Annotated in this window: 20 protein-coding genes; 3 read left to right on the top strand and 17 right to left on the bottom strand. The window is 59.3% G+C overall.

Features of this window, described 5'->3' with window-relative positions:
- Positions 1–23 precede the first annotated feature (23 nt).
- Both AC1DNW_RS15600 and AC1DNW_RS15605 read right to left on the bottom strand, forming a co-directional pair.
- Complete coding sequence (locus AC1DNW_RS15600; protein ID WP_477853425.1) at positions 24–467, bottom strand: VOC family protein; 444 nt, start codon at positions 465–467, stop codon at positions 24–26.
- A 3-nt stretch (positions 468–470) separates the two neighbouring features.
- Positions 471–905, bottom strand: a complete 435-nt coding sequence (locus AC1DNW_RS15605) for a VOC family protein (RefSeq protein ID WP_477853426.1) — start codon at positions 903–905, stop codon at positions 471–473.
- Between the two features lie 258 nt (positions 906–1,163).
- Here AC1DNW_RS15605 and AC1DNW_RS15610 point away from each other — a divergent pair, with 258 nt between their 5' ends.
- Complete coding sequence (locus tag AC1DNW_RS15610) at positions 1,164–2,036, top strand: IclR family transcriptional regulator (RefSeq protein ID WP_477853428.1); 873 nt, start codon at positions 1,164–1,166, stop codon at positions 2,034–2,036.
- A 143-nt stretch (positions 2,037–2,179) separates the two neighbouring features.
- Here the strand turns inward: AC1DNW_RS15610 and AC1DNW_RS15615 are convergent, their stop codons facing one another.
- The 4 genes from AC1DNW_RS15615 to AC1DNW_RS15630 all read right to left on the bottom strand — a co-directional run bounded on the left by AC1DNW_RS15615 (position 2,180) and on the right by AC1DNW_RS15630 (position 5,286).
- Positions 2,180–2,620, bottom strand: coding sequence for a Gfo/Idh/MocA family oxidoreductase (locus tag AC1DNW_RS15615; protein ID WP_477853429.1), 441 nt, complete (start codon positions 2,618–2,620; stop codon positions 2,180–2,182).
- Positions 2,562–3,077 carry a Gfo/Idh/MocA family protein gene (locus AC1DNW_RS15620; protein WP_477853431.1) on the bottom strand — a complete coding sequence of 172 codons (516 nt, stop codon included), beginning with the start codon at positions 3,075–3,077 and terminating at the stop codon, positions 2,562–2,564. Before AC1DNW_RS15620 ends, AC1DNW_RS15615 begins: the two co-directional genes overlap by 59 nt.
- Before the next feature lie 27 nt (positions 3,078–3,104).
- Positions 3,105–4,034 (bottom strand): sugar phosphate isomerase/epimerase family protein, encoded by a 930-nt coding sequence (locus AC1DNW_RS15625; protein ID WP_477853433.1) that lies wholly within the window; start codon positions 4,032–4,034, stop codon positions 3,105–3,107.
- Between the two features lie 193 nt (positions 4,035–4,227).
- Positions 4,228–5,286 carry a substrate-binding domain-containing protein gene (locus tag AC1DNW_RS15630; RefSeq protein ID WP_477853435.1) on the bottom strand — a complete coding sequence of 353 codons (1,059 nt, stop codon included), beginning with the start codon at positions 5,284–5,286 and terminating at the stop codon, positions 4,228–4,230.
- Between the two features lie 228 nt (positions 5,287–5,514).
- Here AC1DNW_RS15630 and AC1DNW_RS15635 point away from each other — a divergent pair, with 228 nt between their 5' ends.
- Positions 5,515–6,444: an aldo/keto reductase gene (locus AC1DNW_RS15635; RefSeq protein WP_113307595.1), complete on the top strand. Its 930-nt coding sequence runs from the start codon at positions 5,515–5,517 to the stop codon at positions 6,442–6,444.
- Positions 6,445–6,683: 239 nt separating this feature from the next.
- Here AC1DNW_RS15635 and AC1DNW_RS15640 read toward each other — a convergent pair whose 3' ends face one another.
- From AC1DNW_RS15640 to AC1DNW_RS15670, 7 genes are all read right to left on the bottom strand, one after another.
- Positions 6,684–7,424, bottom strand: a complete 741-nt coding sequence (locus tag AC1DNW_RS15640; protein WP_477853437.1) for a tyrosine-protein phosphatase — start codon at positions 7,422–7,424, stop codon at positions 6,684–6,686.
- Between the two features lie 2 nt (positions 7,425–7,426).
- Positions 7,427–8,287, bottom strand: a complete 861-nt coding sequence (locus AC1DNW_RS15645) for a carbohydrate ABC transporter permease (protein WP_477853439.1) — start codon at positions 8,285–8,287, stop codon at positions 7,427–7,429.
- Positions 8,277–9,230, bottom strand: coding sequence for a carbohydrate ABC transporter permease (locus AC1DNW_RS15650; RefSeq protein ID WP_113296491.1), 954 nt, complete (start codon positions 9,228–9,230; stop codon positions 8,277–8,279). Before AC1DNW_RS15650 ends, AC1DNW_RS15645 begins: the two co-directional genes overlap by 11 nt.
- A gap of 81 nt (positions 9,231–9,311) precedes the next feature.
- Positions 9,312–10,607, bottom strand: coding sequence for an ABC transporter substrate-binding protein (locus AC1DNW_RS15655; RefSeq protein ID WP_477853440.1), 1,296 nt, complete (start codon positions 10,605–10,607; stop codon positions 9,312–9,314).
- A gap of 16 nt (positions 10,608–10,623) precedes the next feature.
- On the bottom strand, positions 10,624–11,466 hold the full coding sequence (locus AC1DNW_RS15660; protein ID WP_477853442.1) for a metallophosphoesterase family protein: 843 nt from the start codon (positions 11,464–11,466) through the stop codon (positions 10,624–10,626).
- Between the two features lie 111 nt (positions 11,467–11,577).
- Positions 11,578–12,219 carry a TetR/AcrR family transcriptional regulator gene (locus AC1DNW_RS15665; protein ID WP_477853444.1) on the bottom strand — a complete coding sequence of 214 codons (642 nt, stop codon included), beginning with the start codon at positions 12,217–12,219 and terminating at the stop codon, positions 11,578–11,580.
- A 189-nt stretch (positions 12,220–12,408) separates the two neighbouring features.
- Positions 12,409–14,133 (bottom strand): peptidoglycan D,D-transpeptidase FtsI family protein, encoded by a 1,725-nt coding sequence (locus AC1DNW_RS15670; RefSeq protein WP_477853446.1) that lies wholly within the window; start codon positions 14,131–14,133, stop codon positions 12,409–12,411.
- A 368-nt stretch (positions 14,134–14,501) separates the two neighbouring features.
- Here AC1DNW_RS15670 and AC1DNW_RS15675 point away from each other — a divergent pair, with 368 nt between their 5' ends.
- Positions 14,502–14,675 carry a hypothetical protein gene (locus tag AC1DNW_RS15675; RefSeq protein WP_477853448.1) on the top strand — a complete coding sequence of 58 codons (174 nt, stop codon included), beginning with the start codon at positions 14,502–14,504 and terminating at the stop codon, positions 14,673–14,675.
- A 43-nt stretch (positions 14,676–14,718) separates the two neighbouring features.
- Here AC1DNW_RS15675 and AC1DNW_RS15680 read toward each other — a convergent pair whose 3' ends face one another.
- From AC1DNW_RS15680 to AC1DNW_RS15695, 4 genes are all read right to left on the bottom strand, one after another.
- Positions 14,719–16,029, bottom strand: a complete 1,311-nt coding sequence (locus tag AC1DNW_RS15680) for an HlyD family type I secretion periplasmic adaptor subunit (protein WP_477853450.1) — start codon at positions 16,027–16,029, stop codon at positions 14,719–14,721.
- Positions 16,016–17,863, bottom strand: a complete 1,848-nt coding sequence (locus AC1DNW_RS15685) for a type I secretion system permease/ATPase (protein WP_477853452.1) — start codon at positions 17,861–17,863, stop codon at positions 16,016–16,018. The genes AC1DNW_RS15680 and AC1DNW_RS15685 overlap by 14 nt, the downstream gene beginning before the upstream one ends.
- 7 nt (positions 17,864–17,870) lie before the next feature.
- Positions 17,871–18,608: a hypothetical protein gene (locus tag AC1DNW_RS15690; RefSeq protein ID WP_477853454.1), complete on the bottom strand. Its 738-nt coding sequence runs from the start codon at positions 18,606–18,608 to the stop codon at positions 17,871–17,873.
- 75 nt (positions 18,609–18,683) lie between these two features.
- The gene (locus AC1DNW_RS15695) at positions 18,684–21,221 is read right to left on the bottom strand and encodes a TonB-dependent receptor (RefSeq protein WP_477853456.1); all 2,538 of its coding nucleotides are present in this window, start codon (positions 21,219–21,221) and stop codon (positions 18,684–18,686) included.
- Between the last annotated feature and the right edge of the window lie 36 nt (positions 21,222–21,257).

Here is a 21,257-nt window from a genome sequence, read left to right on the forward strand (position 1 = left end):
AACTTGTCGCTAAAACAGTCTAATCAGACTGATTCTGTATGCAGTCTCTTGATGGCCTGTAGCTGAATGCAATCGGGCGCCATCTCCATAACTTCGATCTGCGTGCCATCGGGGTCCTCGATCCATGCCCCGCGATTGCCGTCGATGCCGATTTTGGTCGGCCGCGGCTTGCTCGGCTGGATACCGACTTTCGCAAGCTCCTCGAACGTCTTGTCGATATCTTCGACAGTGAGGCAGATATGGAAGATGCCAATGACGTCTGGGCCGGCTTCCGGCCGCTTTACGCCCTTCGGGAAAAGCTCCAGATACTGGTCGTCGTTGATGCGCAGATAGACGATCCACGCCTCTCCCTGATCGTTGAGCAATCGCGTCATCTCGCGAAAGCCGAGCTTCTGGTAAAAGGCCAAGGACTTGTCGAGGTCGTTGACGCGCAATGCGATATGGCCGAGATGCTTGAAAAGATCCATGGCTCAGCCTCGTCCGTTGATACGGCGAATGGCAGCCGTCTGCATGGCGTCTGCGCCGAGCTGCATCAGCTCGATGCGGTTGCCTTCCGGATCTGCGATCCATGCCTGATAATTGTTGTCGACGCCGAGCTTCTTTTCAGCCGTCAGGACCACGCCGCGGCCGGTGATATCGGCGATCGCCTCGTCGATGTTTTCGACTTCGAGGCAGAGATGATTATAACCGACATTGGCAAAAGGCGGCGCACTATCGCCGACACCCTCGGGGAACAGTTCGATGAACTGCGTATCGGTGATTTTGAGGTAGACGATCCACAGGCGGCCGTCGCGCTCCAGCCGGAACATTTCGTCGAAGCCCAGCTTGTTGACATAGAAGTCGAGCGAGCTGTCGATGTTCTTCACACTGACGGCCACATGTCCGATCGATTTCACGCTCTTCATTGCATCCTCCTCCGTATTTCCGTTTCACCTGCGCGTGCTGAAGCAGCCGCGCGCCGAACCTCCGATCCGGCACATTTCAGGAAGGCCGCGTCGGGAATATTACGACGTGACGTTTCCTATTTGAACTGATATAAGTTCATTTAAGAATTTATCGGCATTCTCATGCCGGAGTCAATCGGAAGGAGCCGCGATTGCGTGAACTCCATGCATTGCTTATGGAAGGCGAAGCATTGCCTGATGGGGTTCGCAGGATTTTCAATGACGGACATTAGTGAAGACGCAGCGCAGAAGTATCGTATCCCCGTCATCGAGCAGATGGTGGAGGTCTTTGCCCTCCTGGAACGCACGCCGGAGGGAGCGACGATCCGCGATGTGGTCAAAGCTGTGCGGCTGTCACGCACCACCGTCTACCGTATGCTGAACACGCTCAGCGCCTACGATTTCGTGCATCGTTCGCCGGCCGGAAGCTACACGCTCGGCAGGCGCCTTCTGACGCTTGCGGCCCATGTCGCCCCGACCGTTGCCAGTTACGATCTGCTGGCGATCGCGCAGCCGCATCTGAACAAGATCTCCGAGCTTCTGGGTGAAGGCAGCAAGCTGACGGTGCCATCAGRCGACAATATTTTGGTCGTTGCTTCGGCGCAGGGGCATGGCCAATATGCGCTGTCGGCGACGGCTGGCCAGCGGCTGCCGTTTCATGCCGGTGCTGCCGGTAAAATCCTGCTTGCCTTTTCGTTGCAGGAGGACATCGAGCGGCGCCTGACCAAGCTCGAACGCTTTACCAACCAGACGATCACCGATCCCACGAAGATGCTTGAGGAGCTTGCTCTGATCCGCAAGCAGAATTGGGCACGGGACATGGGAGAGCAGATGTCAGGTGTTCATGCGATCGCAGCCCCGGTGAGGGATCACCAGGACACGGTCATTGCAGCCGTCAGTATTCCCTTCGTCACGGGCGTGGACGAAAAACGCGTGACTGATATCCGGCAAGCGGTGATCGCCGCTGCACAATCGATCACCAACGACATCCGATCGGCGACCCCCGCAATGCCGTCAGTCGATCTGATCGACGAGAAGCCGGTGCCAAGGCGCGCGCCCGCGAAGACGGCGGCCAAACCGAAGCAGAGATAGAGGTCTGACGAACCTCCACGCTCAAAGCAGGCCGCGTTCAAAGATCACCTCGACGGCTAGCCGCAATCTCCGAAAGCTTGGTTTCTTCCCGGAGACGAATGGTGCATTCGCGCATCGCTCGCCTGACCGTCCGAGAGGAAGACTTACGTGAATTTGCCTTCCTTCAAATGCCGGGGAATCGGGTCTGGACGGCCGCAGCTGCTGCGGATGGTAACCGCCCGTTTCGATTGGGCTGACCGTTCAAAAGCGGTCATGACTTCAAGGGCATGGAAGGCGAGTTCCGAGGAGACGCGATGCGGCCTGCCGGAGCGCAGCGAATCCACCATTTCGGCAGCACCCAGTCCCCTAAGACCCAGATGGCCTGGAACACCTTCGACATAGGGATGGTCKACGGCCACCTCTTCCCAGGCTTCGTCGCCCTCGGTGAAGATCTCGACCTTGCCGGTGAAGTTGTTCGGGTCCGGCGTCACCATCGAGCCCTTGGAACCATAGATCTCGATCTGGTTGTGCTTATGCCTGATGACGTCAAAGCGGCCCGCCGCCGCGACCGTAGAAGAAGGCCGGATTGGGATGCCAATGCTCATGACCTGGCAGAAGCAGCATGGCGGTTGCGGAAATCGCCGTACCGATGCGGCCCTCGTCGTAAAGGCGGCGCGTCAACTGATGACCGCCGCCAAGGAACGTATCGGGCGCGCAGCCGAGCCGCAGATCACCAGCGCGGGCAAGCGCCATCAGTTCCTCGGCTTCCTCCATGGAAACCCCGAGCGGCTTTTCCGAATAGACATGTTTGCCGGCAAGCAGCGCCCTCTTGCTGATGGAATAATGGGCGGTCGGCGTGGTCAAGTTGATGATGAGGCCGATCTCGGGATCGGCGAGCATTGCGTCAAGCGACACCGATTGAACGCCGAACTGCTCGGCGAGCTTGCGCGCCGGTTCCTCATAGAGGTCGTAGATCGACTTCACACGAATGAAGTCGAACATATGCAGCGTCGCGACATAGGTGGCGCTGATGTTTCCGGCACCGACAATGCCGACTTTCATGGGGCTGCTCCCGCTCATTCTGGCTCCTCAGGCGATGATGATGTCGAGTTCGGCGGCACAGTCGCGCAGATAGCGAATGCCGCGTCTCATTTCGGAATCGAATTCCGGCGTCGCTTCACGAAAATGCGTCCAGTGCGACGCGCCGGGCGCATCCTCAAGCTCCAGCGTGATTGGGCCGGAATAGCTTATGGTGCGCAAGGCTGCAAAAATCGCCTTCCAGTCGATCTTGCCGCGACCGGGGCGCCAGTGGGCATTGGTGTGCCCTTCATTGTCGGAGAAGTGCGTGTTGTAGATCCGGTCGCCGAGTTGCAGCACCACGTAATGCGGCATGTCGCCTGCGGGGAAGAGATGGCTGGGGTCGAAATTGAGGCCGAGATTGGGAGCGCCGGTACGCTCGATCAATCGCAGCATGCCCTGCCCCGAACTGACCCAGCGATAAGGATGTGGCTCGATGGCGACACGCAGCCCGGCATCCGCGGCAATGGCGCAGGCGGCCGCAAAGCCTTCGACGACGACCTCATATTCCTGTGCCCAATCCCATTCGGGCCTCACGGCAGCCGACCATTCCTGGGCCGTCGGTCGCTGCAGGATCGGCCTGATATCCGATTGGAAAGGGTAAGGCGTCATGCTTGTCATGATCGGTGTGCCGATCTTTGCTGCMAGCTCGACGCCGCGCTTATAGGCATCGAGGTCCACACGGGAGACAGGCGCGCCGTCATCACGTGAAAATGGCAGATTGTAGAAGAAGTTGGTCAGCGTCAGCCCTTCACCGTCGGCGATCGACTTGAGTTCGCGGATCGTCTCGTCGGTGTAATAGCCGAGCATGTCGACCGACCATGCAGTCAGCTCGAACCCTTTGCAACCGGTGGCCGCCAGCCGCCGCAAAGGCGCTGCATAAGGCGGATTCCAGTTGAACGTCCAAATTGGCGAGCCGAAAAAAAGTGCTTGAGCACCCACGCCGTCCTCCCACTTTTTCGCCCTTTGGGCGCTCCAACCCGCTCCAAAAGTCGATTTGTAACGTTACGAATGCATCGCAAACCCTATGTTGTCAATGTTATCAGCTAAGGAATTTTAGCCGCATGGGGCAAGGAAATGTGAATTCGTAACGTTACGAACGACTTGAACTGCACAGGATTTCTTGGGGGATTTTTTAGCGAAGGCTGAATTCGCTACGGCGCTCAAGAAAGCTGGCGCGAACGACCTCGTTCAGGCCCGACGCCGCCTCCCCCCGCATCGATCTGTAGAGAAGATCGCCAAGGCGCTGTCCGATGATGAAATTTGGAAAATAATAGGTGCTGAGAGGGGGAGTATAGAAGTCATGAAGGCGGCTACCGGAATAGGTCAGGATTGAAAAATCCTCTCCAACCTTTCGGCCGAGATCGGCAAGGCCGGAGACAAAACCGAGGGCTGCCTCGTCGCTTGCGACGAACGCACTGGTGACCTGGGGATATCTAGCAAGCGCATCCACGGCGATCTTCTTGCCGCTATCAGGCGTGGTTGCGGTGAAGAACATCCGCTCGTCKGGAAYGGTCAAGTTCCTGCGGTTGAACTCCGCTGTCCAGCCTTTGATGAATTGCAGGCTGTAGGTGAATTGGCTCGATGGGGCAACGAGAAGCGGCGCCTTGTGCCCGGCATCGAGCAAACGCGCCGCCGCAGCTGCGCCGATCTCCTCGTGATCGATATCGACGCTCGGATGTTTGCTGAGCAGTTCGGTGCGGCCGAAGGTGACGAAGGGCATTCCGACTTCCAGCAGGTATTTCACCCGGTCGTCCTGTGGCCTCGTATGCGTGAGGATGACGCCGTCGACCGTTCCTTCCTCGACGAGATCCCTCACCGTTGCGAGCGGGTCGTCAGCCTGAAACTGCGGGACGACCGTCGTGCGGTAGCCATGTTGTTTCATCGCGCCGCAAAAACCTTCGATCAGCGAAGCGACGACGATATTCATCTCGCCGTCCCGATAAAATGGCATGATGACGCCGACGGCATGGGTCTTGCCCGTTCTCAGATTGATGCCGCCGAGATTCGGACGGTAGCCGAGCTCGGATGCGGCTTTCTTGACGAGGTCAATCGTCTCGCGATTGACCTCGGGGCCATCCTTCAATGCGCGACTGATGGTCGTGACGGAAAGGCCGAGCGATTTCGCCACGGTGCGCAGGGTCACCCGCTGTGCAGCCCTGCGGGATGCCGCCAGTTTCGCTTGATCCGCCACGCAGATTTCCTCCAATTCGACAGCCGACACCGTTACAGCAATACCGCGATCTCTAACCTATCGCGCGAGTTGCGTCCAAAGGGAGCTATCAGATCCGAAGCTCGCTACGTTGGATACTCAACGATGTCGGTCGTTGAGAGCAGCAGCTTCGGCTAGCCACGCGACCCCCGTTCCCGTAAAAGCTGATAACCATTTAGTTATTTCGCAACCCCGCCTGAGGTACTCGTCATGAAATTCTACAAGCTTCCGCAGACTGATCTCGAAGTGTCAAGCATCATCCTCGGCATGATGCGGATCGCCAATATGAGCAATGGCGAAATCCAGAAATTGATCGGCGGCGCACGCGATGCCGGCGTGACCTTTATCGATCACGCGGACATTTATGGCGGCGCACCGCATCGCTGCGAGGCCCGTTTCGGCGAAGCGATCTCCCTGACGCCTGCCGAGCGCGAGAAGCTTCTCATCCAGAGCAAAGTCGGCATCCGCAAGGGATTTTTCGATTTCTCCGCCGAACATATTCTGGCCTCGGTGGATCAGTCGCTTGCGGCGCTGAAGACCGACTATCTCGACGTGCTTCTGCTGCATCGCCCTGACACGCTTGTCGAACCCGAGGACGTGGCCGCAGCCTTCGACACGCTCAAATCTTCCGGCAAGGTCCGGCATTTCGGCGTTTCCAACCACACGCCGGGTCAGGTCGAATTGCTCAAGACTGCGGTCAAGCAACCGCTCATCGTCAACCAGGTACAGCTCAGCATCACCCATGCGCCGCTGATTGCATCAGGCGTTGCCGCCAATATGGCGGGACTCGATCAGTCGGTCGATCGCGATAACGGTCTCCTCGACTATTCCCGGATCAACGGCATGATGCTGCAGGCCTGGTCGCCGTTCCAGAAGGGTTTCTTCGACGGCGTATTCCTTGGCGACCGCGAAAATTTCGCCGATTTGAACGACGCCATCGACGAACTCGCGAAGGCCTATGGCGTAACGCCGACAGGCATTGCCGTCGCCTGGATCACCCGTCACCCGGCAAAGATCCAGGTTGTCCTCGGCACCACGAAGCCGGAGCGTGTCGCCGAAGCAGCAGCCGGCTCTTCTGTCTCGCTGACCCGCGAGGAATGGTATCGGCTGTTCAGGGCTGCAGGACACACGCTGCCTTGATCTGCTGTGAGGAATAGCCGTCCGATAATCGGGCGGCTACCCTTGCGGGGCGGAGGTGCAGCTGTGATGACGGATGGCATCCCCAGCAATTCGGCACGCCTGAGGATATCGACGATCGCCCGGCCAACATATTCGTGGCAAGCTTCATGGGGTCGCCCGCTTTGGTGACGGATGGCGGCCGAAGCCCAACAAACGTTGCTGGCATCACGCCAAGTTGCTTTTAATTAGACAGAGAAGCCTCAGACAAGCCGCCGCTCGAGACTGGTGATTTCCGATTGGCCCAAGCCCATCTGCGCGAGATAGGCGCCAACGCCGCCGTAACGTGTGGCGAGGTGCCCGAGTGTGCGGGCCATGYTGTGCGGTGCCGACGCGAGGATCACTTCCGCAAGGCTCGAAGGAATACCGCGTGCGATCGCCCGTGCATGGAAGTCGGCAAGCAAGGGAGCGAATATCGATCCGGTCAGCGCGTAATCTTCGATGATAACAGCGTCATCGACGCCGGCCTGTGCGAGCATCAGAGCCGCAATGATGCCGGTGCGATCCTTGCCAGCCGAACAATGGAAGAGGACGATCCCATCAGGTGCGTGTGCGATCGTCGTCAGCACTTTGGCGATCGCTGGCTGACAATTGTCGAGTGCCTGGCAGTATCGGTCGCCCATATGGAAATCGGACAATTGCGCTGCCATCATTTCAACCGGCGCCAAAGCCGAAAATAGCGGGACGTTGTCGTAACGAACCCGCGCATCCTCCGTGAAAGGATTGGCCTCCTGAGCGAGTTCCTGCGGATTGCGCAAGTCGATCACTGTCGTCACCCCATAAGCGATCAGCGCCTCGATATCGGCCGCGCTCAGCGCATGCAGTGCGTCGCCGCGCAGAACCGAGCGCCAACGCGTCAGTCCACCGTTGCCCGCCGGATAGCCGCCAAGGTCGCGCACGTTGCGAGCGCCGGTAAGCGCGATAAGTCTCTCATAATTTTGCATGATCAGCGGATTCCAGATTTCATGAAGGATTCGATGACGTGACGCTGGAGAACGAGATAGATCAGAAGGATCGGCAGGCTGGCGAGCGCTGCCGCCGCCATCAGCGGTCCCCAGAGGTTGCCCTCCTGGGTCATGAACATCTGCAAGCCGATCTGCACGACCGAATTCTCGGGCTTGCGCGACAGCAGCAGCGGCCAGAAATATTCGTTCCAGGCGGAAATAAAGGCGATGATCGACAAAGACGCGATGGGCGCGCCCATGTTGGGTATGACGATCTGCCAGAGGATGCGCAGGCTTCGCGCCCCATCCATGCGCGCAGCCTCCAGCACTTCGGTCGGGAAGGCCCGCATGGCATGATAGAGCAGCAGGATCGCGAATGCGTGGGCGGCATTCGGCACGACCAGACCCGCCAAGGTGTCGAGCAGCCCGAGCCTGGAGGCGAGCACATAGTTCGGGATCATCGTGACCTGGAAAGGCACGAGCCAGGACAAGGCAATCAGACCGTGAACGACGGCTGACAGCCGCATGCGCCAACGTACCAATGCATAGGCGGCGAACATGCCGGTGGTTACCTGCAGCAAGGCGGTCGCGGCAGCTACGATCGTCGTGTTGAAGAGCATCTGCAGCATCGGCACGCGCGTCAAAACAAAGAGGTAATTGTCGAACGTCGGATCGGACGGCCAGAACGCCGTCGAAAAGATTTCGTTCTCCGGTCGCAACGATGTGACGATCATCCAGTAGATCGGAAAGATCGAAACGAACGAGAGCACGATCATGACGGCGTGCACGCCGAACTTGCGCCCGAATCCGCGGGACGGTGCTGATCGGCCCGGCCGGTGGTCGTCGAGGGCATCAGTTGTCATAGAAGGCAAACCTCTTCGTCAGCCACATGCAGAGAGCGGCAAGCACCGCGAAGCCGGCGAAAGCGATCATGCCGGCGGCCGAGCTCCAGCCGGCCGAAAGCGTCTGGAAACCGTATTCCCAGAGCAGGTAAAAGATGTTGGTCGTCGACTTTAGCGGGCCGCCATTGGTCAGCACGTTGATATAGGCAAAGCTCCATTGTGCGCCGAAAAGTACCGTCATCATCGACAGCAGCAGGATCGTCGGCGAGAGCAACGGCAGCCTGATATCGCAGATGATACGCCAGCGGCTGGCACCGTCGATGCGCGCGGCTTCGATATAGGACGGGTTGATACCCGCATTGGCGGCCGAAAAGAGCAGTGTCGAAAAGCCGATCAGCTTCCAGCCGGTGATCCATGTCAGCGTCGGCAGGGCATAGAGGGGATCGGTGAGAAAGCCGATGCGGCCGAGCCCCAGGCCTTCGAGGGAAAGCGTAATAAGCCCTTGATCCTCATTCAGCAGCCAGCGCCACAGGATGGCCGCGACGACAGGAGCGATGATCATCGGCACGAAGATCAGCGACCGGTAGATCGTCCGGGCGCGGCCGCCGAGATCCTGCGTCCAGATTGCCACGAAAAGGGGAATGATCACCGACATCGGAAACAGGCCGATCGTGTAATAGAGCGTGTTCCAGAGAGCGTTGCGCATTTCCGGCAGCGCCAGCAGCCGCTGGTAGTTGGTCAGCCCGACAAAGCGTTGCGGCGACGTCGGCAGCATGTTCCACTGATAGAAAGACAGGCGGAACGTCTCGGCAAGCGGGATGTAGGTCCAGACCATCAGCAGGATGAGCGCGGGCGTAAGATACAGCCAGGGTGAAATGGTAAAGCGTTCGCGGGTGATTTCCGATTGCACCGAAGCCGTTTTCGTTAAGGCGGCGCCGGCCACCTCTGCCTGGATATCTGTCATTGACGAAAGCTCCGATCGACTGTCGGTGAAGGGCGGCCCTCGCCGCCGCCCCTCACCTTCCTCGTGAAGACTGCGGCTGACTTACGGCATCAGGTCCTGACCCTGCTCCTGCGCACCCTTCAGCGCTTCGACCGGGTCGCCGCTTCCGAAGACGGCTTCGCGAACGCCGTCCATCATCATCTTCTCGACCTGGCGATAATTCGGTCCGGGAAAGGCAACATTGGCCGTCAGACGGTCGAGCTGTTTGATGTTGGCCCGAAACATCGGGTTTTCCTTGAGCCAAGGGCCAAGATAGTTCGGGTCGTCGACGATATCGAGGCGCAGCGGCAGGTAGCCGATCTTGCTGGTGATGATCGTGTAGGCTTCCTTGCTCGTCAGATATTTGAGGAGCTCATAGGAGGCGCGCTGCTTGTCGGGGTCCTTRCTGAAGACGAAGAGGGCGCTGCCGGAATTGGTCGGTGCCGTCGGCTTGTCGCCAAAGGAGGGCATCGGTGCAAGCCGCAGCTCGAACTTGCCCTGAGCCGACTTCTTGACGCTGGAAAGCAACGCGCTCGTATAGAGGAACATGCCCATATTGCCCGCGGCAAACGTATCGGATGCACTCGCCGGATCGATCTTGGCATGGGCGCCGCTGTCGACCATGTTGCGCAGCATCTTCACGGCGTCCGCCGCGTCTTTGTCGGCAAAGGTCAGCGTGTTGCCGTCGCGCACCCTGCCGCCATTCGACATGACGATCGACTGATAGACGAAGGTGCCGTCGGTCGGACCATAGGCGCCGGGGAAGAAGCCGTTCTTGCCGGTCTTCTCCTTGATGGCCTTGCCGGCAATGTTGATATCGTCCCAGGTCCTCGGCGGCTTGTCGGGATCGAGGCCCGCCTGCTTGAAGAGGTCGGCATTGTAAAACAGTATCGGCGTCGAGAAGGTATAGGCAAGGCCATAGGTCTTGCCGTCGACCTTTCCGAGCTCAAGTCCCTGCGGGATCATGCCGGTGAGCTGATCCTTCAATTCGTTCGCATCGACCATGTCTTCGAGGGCATTGGCGCCGAGGTCGCTGGAGATATAGATCAGGTCACGGAATACCAATTGCGCCACGTCCGGCTGCTTGCCTGCAACGATATCGGCCTGCACGCGCGACATGATCTCGTTGGATGGGACGGCGACGGTCTCGACCTTGATGTTGGGGAATTTCTTTTCGAAACCGGCGAGCAGTTCCTTGGTTGCGTCGGCCCCGGCGCTCGCYGAGGCGAGATTGTAATTGTAGAAGCTGATCGTCACCGGCTTGTCGACAGATGCGGGCATCTCGGCAAATGCGCCTGATGGTAAGAGCGAGACGGCGGCGAGCGCTGCCGTGAACTTCAACGTGGTCCTGCGCAACATGCATGTCTCCTGACGTTTATTCGGCGGCGACGGGCACGGCCCGTGCCAACAGCATTTCGAGCGGATAGGTGTTGAGCTCGGCGCGGTCGGACGGCAGCGGCACGAAGGCCATGGTGAGACCGGACGGACGGATGGTGCCGATGCCGAATGAGGCGCCGCGAACCATGCGCAAAATGTCGGTGCGCAGAATGTCGGTCGCGGCATGCTGGCCGGTTCCGACGACGACGGGAATGCCGTGCCAGACGGATACGCGGTCATGATGGATGTGGCCGCTGAGGATGCCGATAACATTGCGACCCTTAAGCAGAGTTCTGAAGCGTTCCGACTGCGGAAAATGAATAGTCCGCCAATGGGTTGCATCAGGATCTTCACCCAAAGCCGGCGGATGATGAACGACGATCAGCTTCGGCAGATCGGGATGCGTATCCAGTGTCGATGCCAGCCAGTCGAACTGGTCCGGATCGATGGTGCCGCCGATCAGTCCCGGCGTCGAGGAGTCGATAGTGACGATGTGGATGCCATCGACGACGGCGTCGTGATCGTAGGGTGCATCCGGATCATCCGTTGCAACCGCCATGCCCTCGTAGAATCCGGGGCGCGTATCGTGATTGCCGAGCGCATAGATCACCGGCACGTCGATGCGTGCATCCATGATCTCCTTCAGCCGGCGGAAGCTTTCAGCGTCACCACGGTTTGTGAGGTCGCCGCTGACGATCACGAATTGCGGCCTGGGCGTGACTGTGGCGACCAGATCGAGCACTTGGTTGAGCGTGTCGGTCGTATCGCTGTACAGATGATCGTCATCGGTAGTGCCGATGTGCAGGTCGGTCAGATGGATGAAAGTGGTATCTCGGYGCATTGGAAGGCTCCCTGACAGTTCTCTCATGGGAACCGATAGAGGGAGCGTGTTTCGCAGGCGTGACGGATTTCGAATGCTGTTCGAAACACGTTCGGACTTAGTCTGAGGAAGTCAGGAAAGCCGACGGAACATTGGTGCAATCACCTCCACCATGCGCGCGATGACGAGATCCGGATTGTCGAGATCCATCTGATGATTGGTGAGAAGCTCGGTGCGCTGCCGGCTGCGGGTGACCTGCGAACGGATGCCGAGCGCGCAATTCAGACGCCAGCCGATATCCACCTCGTCGAGCCAGGGCGCAATCCGCTTCAATTGCGGAATGAAGGCCCGGTGATGCTCGACGTCCTCGATAATGCGACGGTAGTGAGGCGCGCCGTCACGATGGCTGTGTGCCATAGAGGTGAAGTGCGACAGCACAGGATAGCTCGACGTTGGATCGGTCGCCCAGCGGATCGACGGACCGACGAGGGCTGCAATCACCTCTTCGATATCGGGAGGATTGGGTGCCCGCCGATCGACAGCTTTCTGCAGCAGGCTCAGGCGCTCGGCGTTCAGCCGACGATACACACGCTCGGCAACAGCGGTGATCAATTCTTCCTGGGATCCGAAATGATAGGCGATCGCCGAAGGCGTCGCCTGCGCCTGGATCGCAATCCGGCGCGCCGTCAGCTCTTCCAGGGCATGCGCCTCGCAAAGCAGCAGCTCGCAGGCATCCATGAGGCGTTTTGCAGTGACGTTCGTTCGGCTGGACATGAGGCGCACACCTTCGCCCAATGACTAGGCCGCAAGTATGTAGCCCAGATGACGCAACGTGATGAAAGTTGGGTAACCTCCATTGCCGGCCCGACGCCGTCTCGAAAGCACACTCTGCGGCTGAGGACGTTCAACCACCTTTGTAGCAAACGACCGACAGAGGCGATTCCAAATCGCGGCCGCTACCCCTCAATATGAGGCTAGCAGGTTCTGCCCGAAATCCGGTTCGACGCCCAGAATAGGTGCGGCGCGGCTGATGATGTCATGGACCATGGGGGCTGCCGTATTCGTCGCGAAGGTGAGCCCGTGCTGGCCTGTCAGCGGTTCGTCGATAAAGGACAACACGACGTATTTCGGCGCATCGATCGGGAAGGCCGCGAGATAGGCGTTGAAGCTCAGCGTGTGCGAATAATGGCCGTTCACGACCTTGTTCGCCGTGCCCGTCTTGCCGCCGACATGGAAACCAGGCACGTCGGCGGTACGTCCGGAGCCTTGTTCGCCATTGAGCTTGAAGAGCGCGCGGATCGTGTCGCTTGTGCTTTTCTTGACGATCTGCTGCTCGGTTTTCGCTGCCTCCTCGGCCGAGCGCGGCAGGAAAGTCGGCTCTATGAGCTCGCCGCCATCGACGAGAGCGGCACCGGCAACGGCTGTCTGCAACGGCGTGGTTGCGACACCATGGCCGAAGGAGATGGTGATCGAGTTGATCTTCTTCCACACTTTGGGCTGTGTCGGCGTTTTTACCTCCGGCAGTTCGGTCTGCATTTTGGTCAGGAGGCCAAAACGGGTCAGATAGTCCTTCTGACGATCCATGCCGACGAGGTCCATCATTCTTGCCGTGCCGATATTGGAAGAATAGCGAAAGATTTCCGGAATGGTCAGCCAGCGGCGCGGCACGTCATGGTCGTCATGGATGATGAAGCCGCCGTAGTGCAGCGGGCCGGTAGCGTCGAAACTGTCCGAGAGTTTGACCGTGCCGCTGTCGAGTGCCAATGCCATCGAGAAGGTCTTGAAGGTCGAGCCCATTTCGAAGGTGCCGTTTGACATGCGGTTCAGCCAGCCTTCGCTACCGGTCGCCTGAGGGTCATTCGGGTCGAAATCGGGGGCGGAAGCCATGGCGAGCACCTCGCCCGTATGGATGTCGAGGATGACGGCGCCGGCAGCCTTGCCCTTGTAGGTGGTGATAGCATCGGTGACGACGTCATGAACGACATTCTGCGCCCGAATGTCGATCGACAGCTTCACCGGCTCCAGATTCTCGCGCACTGCGAGCCCGGTGGATTCCAGATCCGAAAGGCCCTGCATGTCGAGATACTTCTCCATGCCGGCTATGCCCTTGTTGTCTATATCGACATAGCCGAGGATGTGAGCAGCGGTACGCCCGCCAGGATAGAAGCGCTTCACCTCGGGGCGGAAGCCAATGGCGGGAAGGCCGAGGGCCAGAACGTCGCTTTGCTGTTTCGGCGTCAGCTGGCGACGCAGCCATGTGAACTGCGAACGCTTGTCCGACAGCTTCTGATAGAGCGTTTTCCGGTCGAGTTCCGGGAAAAGCTGCGTGAGTTTCTCGACCGCTTCATCGACATCGACCATATGGCTTGGCTCGGCAAACATCGAAACCGTGCGGATATCGGTCGCCAGCAGCTCGCCGTTTCGGTCGAGAATATCGGGCCGGGAGGCCATGATCGGATTCGGCGGAATGCTCGATGTCGTCGTGTCGACGGCAAGGCCATAATAGATCAGCTTGCCGAACATTCCGACGTAGACGATGCCTAGGACGCCTGCGAGGGTGACGATGCGGCTTCTGGCTTGCCGTGCCGTTCCGGTGGTCTTGCGAGCGGCCCGCGTGAAAGGGGCAGCTTCGAAGGTGAGCTTCACCAGTCGACCGCTTCTTACGCTGATACTATGAATGATCGACATTGCCACACACCGAGAACAGAACGCACCAGCGCATAACCCACCCATCGGCATCGGCTATCAAGGGGATATGTGCGGATTTAAAGCCTAAGAAGCGGAACACATTCTCACGGCTCTGGTAGAGCTTTAAACCTCTCCCCATCTGGCGCCTGGATGGTTAACAAGGTCTTATCCGACTACGTGTGTTTTTGTCGCAGTTGCCCGATGCCCACCACACCAATGGAGGCTTGTGCAATTAAAACGATTTTAAAATATTCGCTCCAAAAGCTAATCGATTTTAATTTTATGATTAAATTTTTCTTGTTGCAGCGCAAAAGAATTCGCGCCTTTAATCGCTGCGAACGGTCAAATTGCTCTGTCGAGGAACGCACATGACAATGACATTTCCGCTAACTGAAAAGCGCAATGCCGATGAGCTGTTGAAGCATCTGATCCAGCACAATCTCTCCTGTCCGGGAAATTGTGCCGTTTCGCTCAAGGCTCACGTTGCCCTCGTCACTTCCTCTCATACGTTCGCGCTGGGAACCGCCCGTACGGCATGGTAGCGGGCAAAAAGCCGGGCTGCGAATTTCACGATTGCTTCCGATCTTAATCCTCCCGGAAGGCGCGCAGGATCTGGTCGGAGAGCGGTTTGACGAAATAGGAAAGCGCGGTGCGGTCATCCGTTTTGATCATGACCTCGGCCGGCATGCCGGGGACGAGCGTGAGGCTCTTCAGCTTTTCTTTTTCGGCACGCGGGACGGCGACACGCACCAGGTAGTAGGACTGGCCGGACCGTTCGTCGGTGGCCAGATCAGCCGCAATTCGGCTGACGAAGCCGGTGAGCTCGGGTGTCGTGCGAAGATTGAATGCGGTCATTCTCAACAAGGCTGCGTGCCCGATCTGGATCTGGTCCACGTCCTTCGGCGCAATCTGAACTTCAAGGGCCAGATCATCGCCTTCCGGCACGATCAGCATGATCGGATCGGCAGGAGAGATTACGCCGCCGACGGTATGGACCGCCAATTGGTGCACGACGCCGGATTGCGGAGCGACAATATCGATGCGCTTCAATTCATCCTCGGCTGCGACTTTGCGCTCGACATATTCGCCGATCTGCGCCTGGACCTCCCGCAATTCACGGCCGACTTCGGTTCTCAGATCTTGATCGATCTGCAGGATCTGCAGCCGCGTTTCGGTGATCCGGCCGGCCGACTGGGCCTGGAAGGCAATCTTCTCACCGCGTTCTCCGCCAAAGGTCGCAGCCTGGGTCTTGAGGCCGTTCAGCCGCTGGTCGGAAACGATGCCCTGTTCGCGCAACCTGTTCAGGGCGGATATTTCGGCGTTGAGAACCTCTATTCCCTCGCCATAGGCAACTTCCTGGGCCTTCAGTCCGGCGATTTCATGCTCGAACTGCGCGATGCGCTGATTGAGCTGGGCTTTCTGCCCTTCCCTCGCGTCCCGCCGGGACTCGAATAATCGAGATTCGCTATGGATGGCAGCAGCCACCTCAGGATCCTTTTCGTCAGCAAGCAGCCAGTCTGGAAAAGCGATGTCATCAAGATCGTCACGTTCGGCCTCCAGCCGCGCCAACCGCGCGGCCAATTCGTTCAGCCGCTTCGTGACGATCGCCAGGTTGGCGCGGGCCTGGGTAGCGTCGAGGCGCATGAGGATGTCACCAGCCCTGACCTCATCACCCTCTCCCACAAGGATTTCTCCGACGACCCCGCCCTTCGGGTGCTGGACCTTCTTGACGTAGGAATCGACGACAAAATGCCCCGGTGCCACCACCGCTCCAGAGAGATCCGTCACCGAAGCCCATGCCCCCGCACCTCCGACCATCGCCAGCGAAGCGATAACGCCCACCATCAGGTGGCGGCGGATTGAACGGCTGACTTCCCGGTCATCAATGTCTGACATCGGCATCCTCCTGACTATCCGATATGGCGCCGTTTGCTGGATCGGATGTCGTCTGCGCCGCGTTTGCGATCACTCGCAGCGGTGGCGTACTCACGCCGGTTGCCGGAAAGCCCCGGCCTGCCGGCAGGCCCGATCCGCTTTTCAAAACCCTGGAAAGAACCTCGTCACGCGGACCGAAAGCCTTTTGCCTGCCACCCTCGATCATCAGCACATGATCGACGATCCCAAGCGCACTCGGTCTATGGGCAACGACGACGACGATGCCCTTGCGATCGCGAACCGCAGCGATGGCTCTGACGACAGCGGCTTCGCCCTCGGCATCCAGATTGGCGTTGGGCTCATCGAGGACGACCAGAAACGGATCGCGATAAAGGGCGCGCGCAAGGCCGATACGCTGGCGCTGACCTGCCGAGAGTGCGGCTCCGGCTTCGCCGATCTGCGTCTCGTAGCCGAGTTCGAATTTCAAGATCAGCTCATGGGCACCGGCCGTGCGCGCCGCGGCGATGATCGCTTCCGCATCGGGAGCTTCCTCGAACCTCGAAATATTTTCGGCAACGGTTCCGTCGAACAGTTCGACGCCCTGTGGGAGATAGCCGATATGCTCACCGAGTGCGGCGCTGTCCCATTGGTCGAGGCTGGCGCCATCGATCCGGACCTTGCCGGCCGAGGGCTGCCAGGCGCCGACGAGGATACGCGACAAGGTCGACTTGCCCGATCCGGACGGACCGATCACGCCGAGAGCGCTTCCTGCGGCCAATGAGAAACCGAGCCCGGCCAGCGTCGGTTTTCTTTCGCCCGGAGGCACGACGGTCACGGCCTCGATGCGCAACTCACGTTCGGGCCGCGGCAGAGCTGTGACAGGTTTGGCCTCGGGAATCTTGTCGAGCAGGTCCTGAAGCCTTGCCCAGCTCTGGCGTGCCATCAGGAACGGCTTCCAGTTGCCGATTGCAAGCTCGACCGGCGCGAGCGCCCTGCCCATCATGATCGAGCTTGCGATCATGATGCCGCCCGTGGCTTGTTGCGTGATCACGAGATAGGCGCCGACAGCAAGGATGGCGGACTGCAGCATCATGCGCAGCGATTTCGACACGCCTCCCAAGCCACCGCCGATGTCGCCGGCACGGCGGTTGGCCGCAAGATAGGCGGCGTTGACCTTCAGCCATCGTTTGGCGAGCCTCGTTTCCAGTCCCATCGCCCGGACGACTTCCGCGTTGCGACGGGTACCTTCCAGAAGGCCGTTGCGGATCATGTTCTGGGCAATGGTCTCGCGGATAGGACCTTGCGACAGCATGTTGGTGATCAGCGTCAGTGAGACAAGGATGATCGCGCCAATGAGCGCCGTCACGCCGATCCAGATATGGAATAGGAAGCATATGCCGAGATAAAGCGGCATCCAGGGAAGGTCGAAGAAGGCCGTCGGTCCGGTGCCGGACAGGAAGCCGCGGACATTGTCGAGATCCCGCAACGGCTGCAGGCCGTCACCTTGGGCTCGACTGACCAATGGAAGGCGTATCACGGCCTCATGAACGCGGGCGCTGAGCTTCCCGTCGAACCGCTCTCCGATCCGCAGCAAGACGCGGGCGCGAATGATATCGAGGACCGACTGGAACGCGTAGAGGCCGGCGGCAAGCACTGCCAGACCAATCAGCGTCGGAACGCTGCCGCTTGCGAGCACGCGATCGTAGACCTGCAGCATGAACAGGGGCGATGTCAGGGCGAGCAGGTTGACGACCCCGTTGATGAGGGCAATGGCGACGACATTGCTCTTCAGCGGAAGGATCGTCGCTGCAGCAAAAGGCTGCGGCGACGTCCGAACCAAAAATTGGTTMTTCATCGGCCGATCACGCGACGAAGATCAGATCGGAGCTGTCAAGCGTGCCGCCGCCTGCGAAAGCGACGTCGATGCTGCTACCGGCGTAGGAGATCGTCGAACCGGAAATGCTGCCGCCAGCCGAGACGAAGTCGCTGTAGTCGTTCCAGCCATAGCCGTCGAGGACGATCAGGTCGTTGCCGTCAACGAAGTCGTTGATCGCATCATCGCCCCATCCGMCGGCATTCAGATCGGCTCGATAGTAGAAAGTGTCGAAGTCGCTCGCACCGGCACCCGTCAGCACATCGTCGCCGGCAAAGCTGTAGAGGGTCTCGCCGAGGCCGCCGCTATTGCCAGTCTGCGTCGTGCCCTGCTCACCAAGATAGTCGTAGAGATGCGTCAGGTCGGCGAAGTTGGAGAGGTAGTAGATCGCATAGGTAAATGCCGTGGAGGTGGTCGCGTCCGACAGGTCCAGCGTCAGCACGGTGCTGAGATCATAGCCCGTTGCCGTGCTGCCGGTCAGATGCGAGCCGAATTCCAGCGTGTCGAGCGAGCCGACGAAGCCGCCCGGTGGGATGTAGCTGAAATCACCGTTGAGAACCGCGCCCGACTGGGCTGTACCAGCGTTGCCGGCGACCCACTGGTCATAAGGCGCCGAGCCCGGGCTGAACGAGCCATGGCTGCGATATGAGAAGGAGTTGAGCCACGTGGTTTCGAGATAGTTGACCCAATCGGGCGCACCGGCGGGGACCTGAATTCCTACACTCATTGTCTTTCTCCATTGATGGTTGGTTGTCCGTCGATCGACGAACCTCGGATCCGCGGCCGGCCGGCCGGGAAATGCTTAGAACTTGAAGTTGAGAGATGCCGTCGCCGTGCGTCCCGGTCCGGGCAGGCTGATGGTACCGAGCGCCGGGACGTAAGCGACATCGGTGACGTTGTTGACGGCAAAGCGAAGCTTGACGGTGTCGTTGAAGGCGTAGGACCCGTATATGTCGTAGAGCGAATAGTCTTCGGTGACGTAATTGCTCGCCAGCACGCCGATATTGGGTGAAGTGCCGCCGACATGGGTGGCGCGACCGCCGATCGTCAGCTTGTCATCGAACAGCCGCATGCCCGCATCGATGGTAAACTTGTTGCGCGGCGGCACGAAAATGATCGAGGGCTCGATCTCGTAGCTCGTGCCGTCATAGCTGTAGGTCGTGCCGAAATCCGTCTTCAGATAGGTGTAGGAAAGACCGGCATACCATTTACCTGCATCATAGCTCGCCTCCAGCTCGATGCCCTTCATGCGCGTCGTGCCGTCAACGTTGACATAGGAGGCATAGTCGCGTCCGGTCTCGGCGCGATGAACTGTCCCGAGCGCGATATAGTTTTCGATCTCGCGATAAAAGCCGACGGCCTTCAGGCGCAGGCTGTCATCAGCAGACAAGAGCCMGTCGGTCGTGGCATTCACGCCAAGCTCGAAAGTGTTGCCTTCTTCGGCCACGAGATCGGGATTGGGAGCGTTTTCCACGAGATTGACGCCGGGGTGACCGCCCGTCAGGAAGGTTTCCATGATCGTCGGAGGACGGAAGCTGCGCGAATATTTGGCGAAGGGCTGCAGCCAGTCGACAGGTTTGACGGCGAGCATGGCGGAGGGCAGCAGCGCGCCGTCCGAATTGTCCACATCGATGACGTTTTCCGGATAGACCGTCACGCGATCGATGGTCCCCGTCCAGATCCGGCAGGTCACGCCATCAGGGAAATACAACCGGCATCTTCGGTTGTCGATGGTCTTGACTTCGAGACCGTAGAGCGATGCGTCGCCCGAAAGATTGTAATAGTCGTAGCGCAGGCCGGCCTGCGCCATCAGCCAGTCGTCATGTTCGAACGTGGCATTGGTAAAGGCGCTGTAGACATCGCGATCGCCGGACGGGGTCGTGCCGGTATAGGTGGCCGTCATGTCGACGCCATTGAGGAAGTAGTCCTCAAGCGTCTCCGTCTTGCCGCGGTCGAAGAAGGCCTCGACACCGTAGTTCAACGAAAGCGAACCGGCTGAGGTCTCGAAGCGGCTGGTGTTGTCGATACTGAAGCCCAGCGTGCCGAGAGCGTAATTGACCGGGAAACCGTCGTCGTTGATGGCGGAACCGAAACGCTTCTCGCGGTTTCGCGTGTGATTGTACCAGAGGCGCGCATTGAGATCGATGAGTTCGCTGTCGGGATCCCAATGAAGGCTGCTGGTGACGGTATCGTTCAGGACCTGCTGCGTATCTTCATCAAGGTCGCCATCATTGTTGTAGGAGCCCTGGCTGAAGTCGGAATCGTTGCGAAGCCAGGTCATCGACATGTCGAGATCGTCKGTGAGCTCCGCCTCGGCCTTCAGCAGGTAAGAGTAGGAGTCCTGCCCTGTGAAGATCGCCGCTCCGTCATGCACGGAGCTGTCATAAAGCTTGATGTCGCCATTCTCGCCGATGTCATAGGCGCCAATCTTCTTGTGGCTGATGCCACCGAGCACCGAAAAGCTGTCCGACAGTCTGACCGCCGCCATGCTCGCGCCATCAAATTGGAACTCGTTGGTGCCAACGGTCGCGTTCGACTCGCCGCCCCACTGGCGGCCGTCTTCTATGAGGTCATCGGCCTCAATGGTTCGAAAGTTGACCGAGCCGCCGAGTGCGCCGGCTCCGCCAACGCCCGATGTGCCGCTCTTTTCCACGTCGATTTCACGGATAAAGGCAGTTTCGACATAGGTTCGCTGCGTCGATCCATGGCCGTTGCGCTGAAAATTCTGCCTCGCCCCATCGATCATGGTGACGACGCGGTTCTGATCCTGGAGGCCGCRAATATTGACCGTGACGCCGGGGTTCTGCCCCTCGGAGCGGTTGGCATAGACGCCGGCGGCGTTGTCGAGCAAGTCGCGTGCGTTACGGGCGGGAGAGCTTTGAATGGCCTCCCTAGAGATGACGCTGACGCTTGCCGGCTCCTMGTAGACCCAGTCGGGCGTGCCGCGATAACCCGCACCGGAACTTGGACGTCGGCCGCCCTTGATGACGATCGGAGCAAGTTGGGTAACACCATCCTCCTGCGGAATGGCATTCACGATATCGGCGCTGCCAATCGTCGCTGCGCCGCCATCTCCGGAAATATGAGCCGATACTCCCGTCCCCGACAGCATTCGATCAAGCGCGTCGGCAGGTGTCAATCGACCGGCCACGGCGCTGGTATTCACTGATCCTGTCGGCGTCGACGACAGCGTGATCTGCATGCCGGACTGACGCCCGAATGCACGGATCGCGTTCGCCAGGGGCTGGGACGGGATATCGAAGGGGAGTGTCGTGGCCGCTTGCGCTTGCGCCTTGTCGGCCGGCGCCGACTGCGCGTGAGCATTGGTTACTACAGACAAAATTGCAAAAGCGGTTGTCGCCAACAACCGTGCTCG

Source organism: Rhizobium sp. 05L429 (assembly GCF_056397645.1).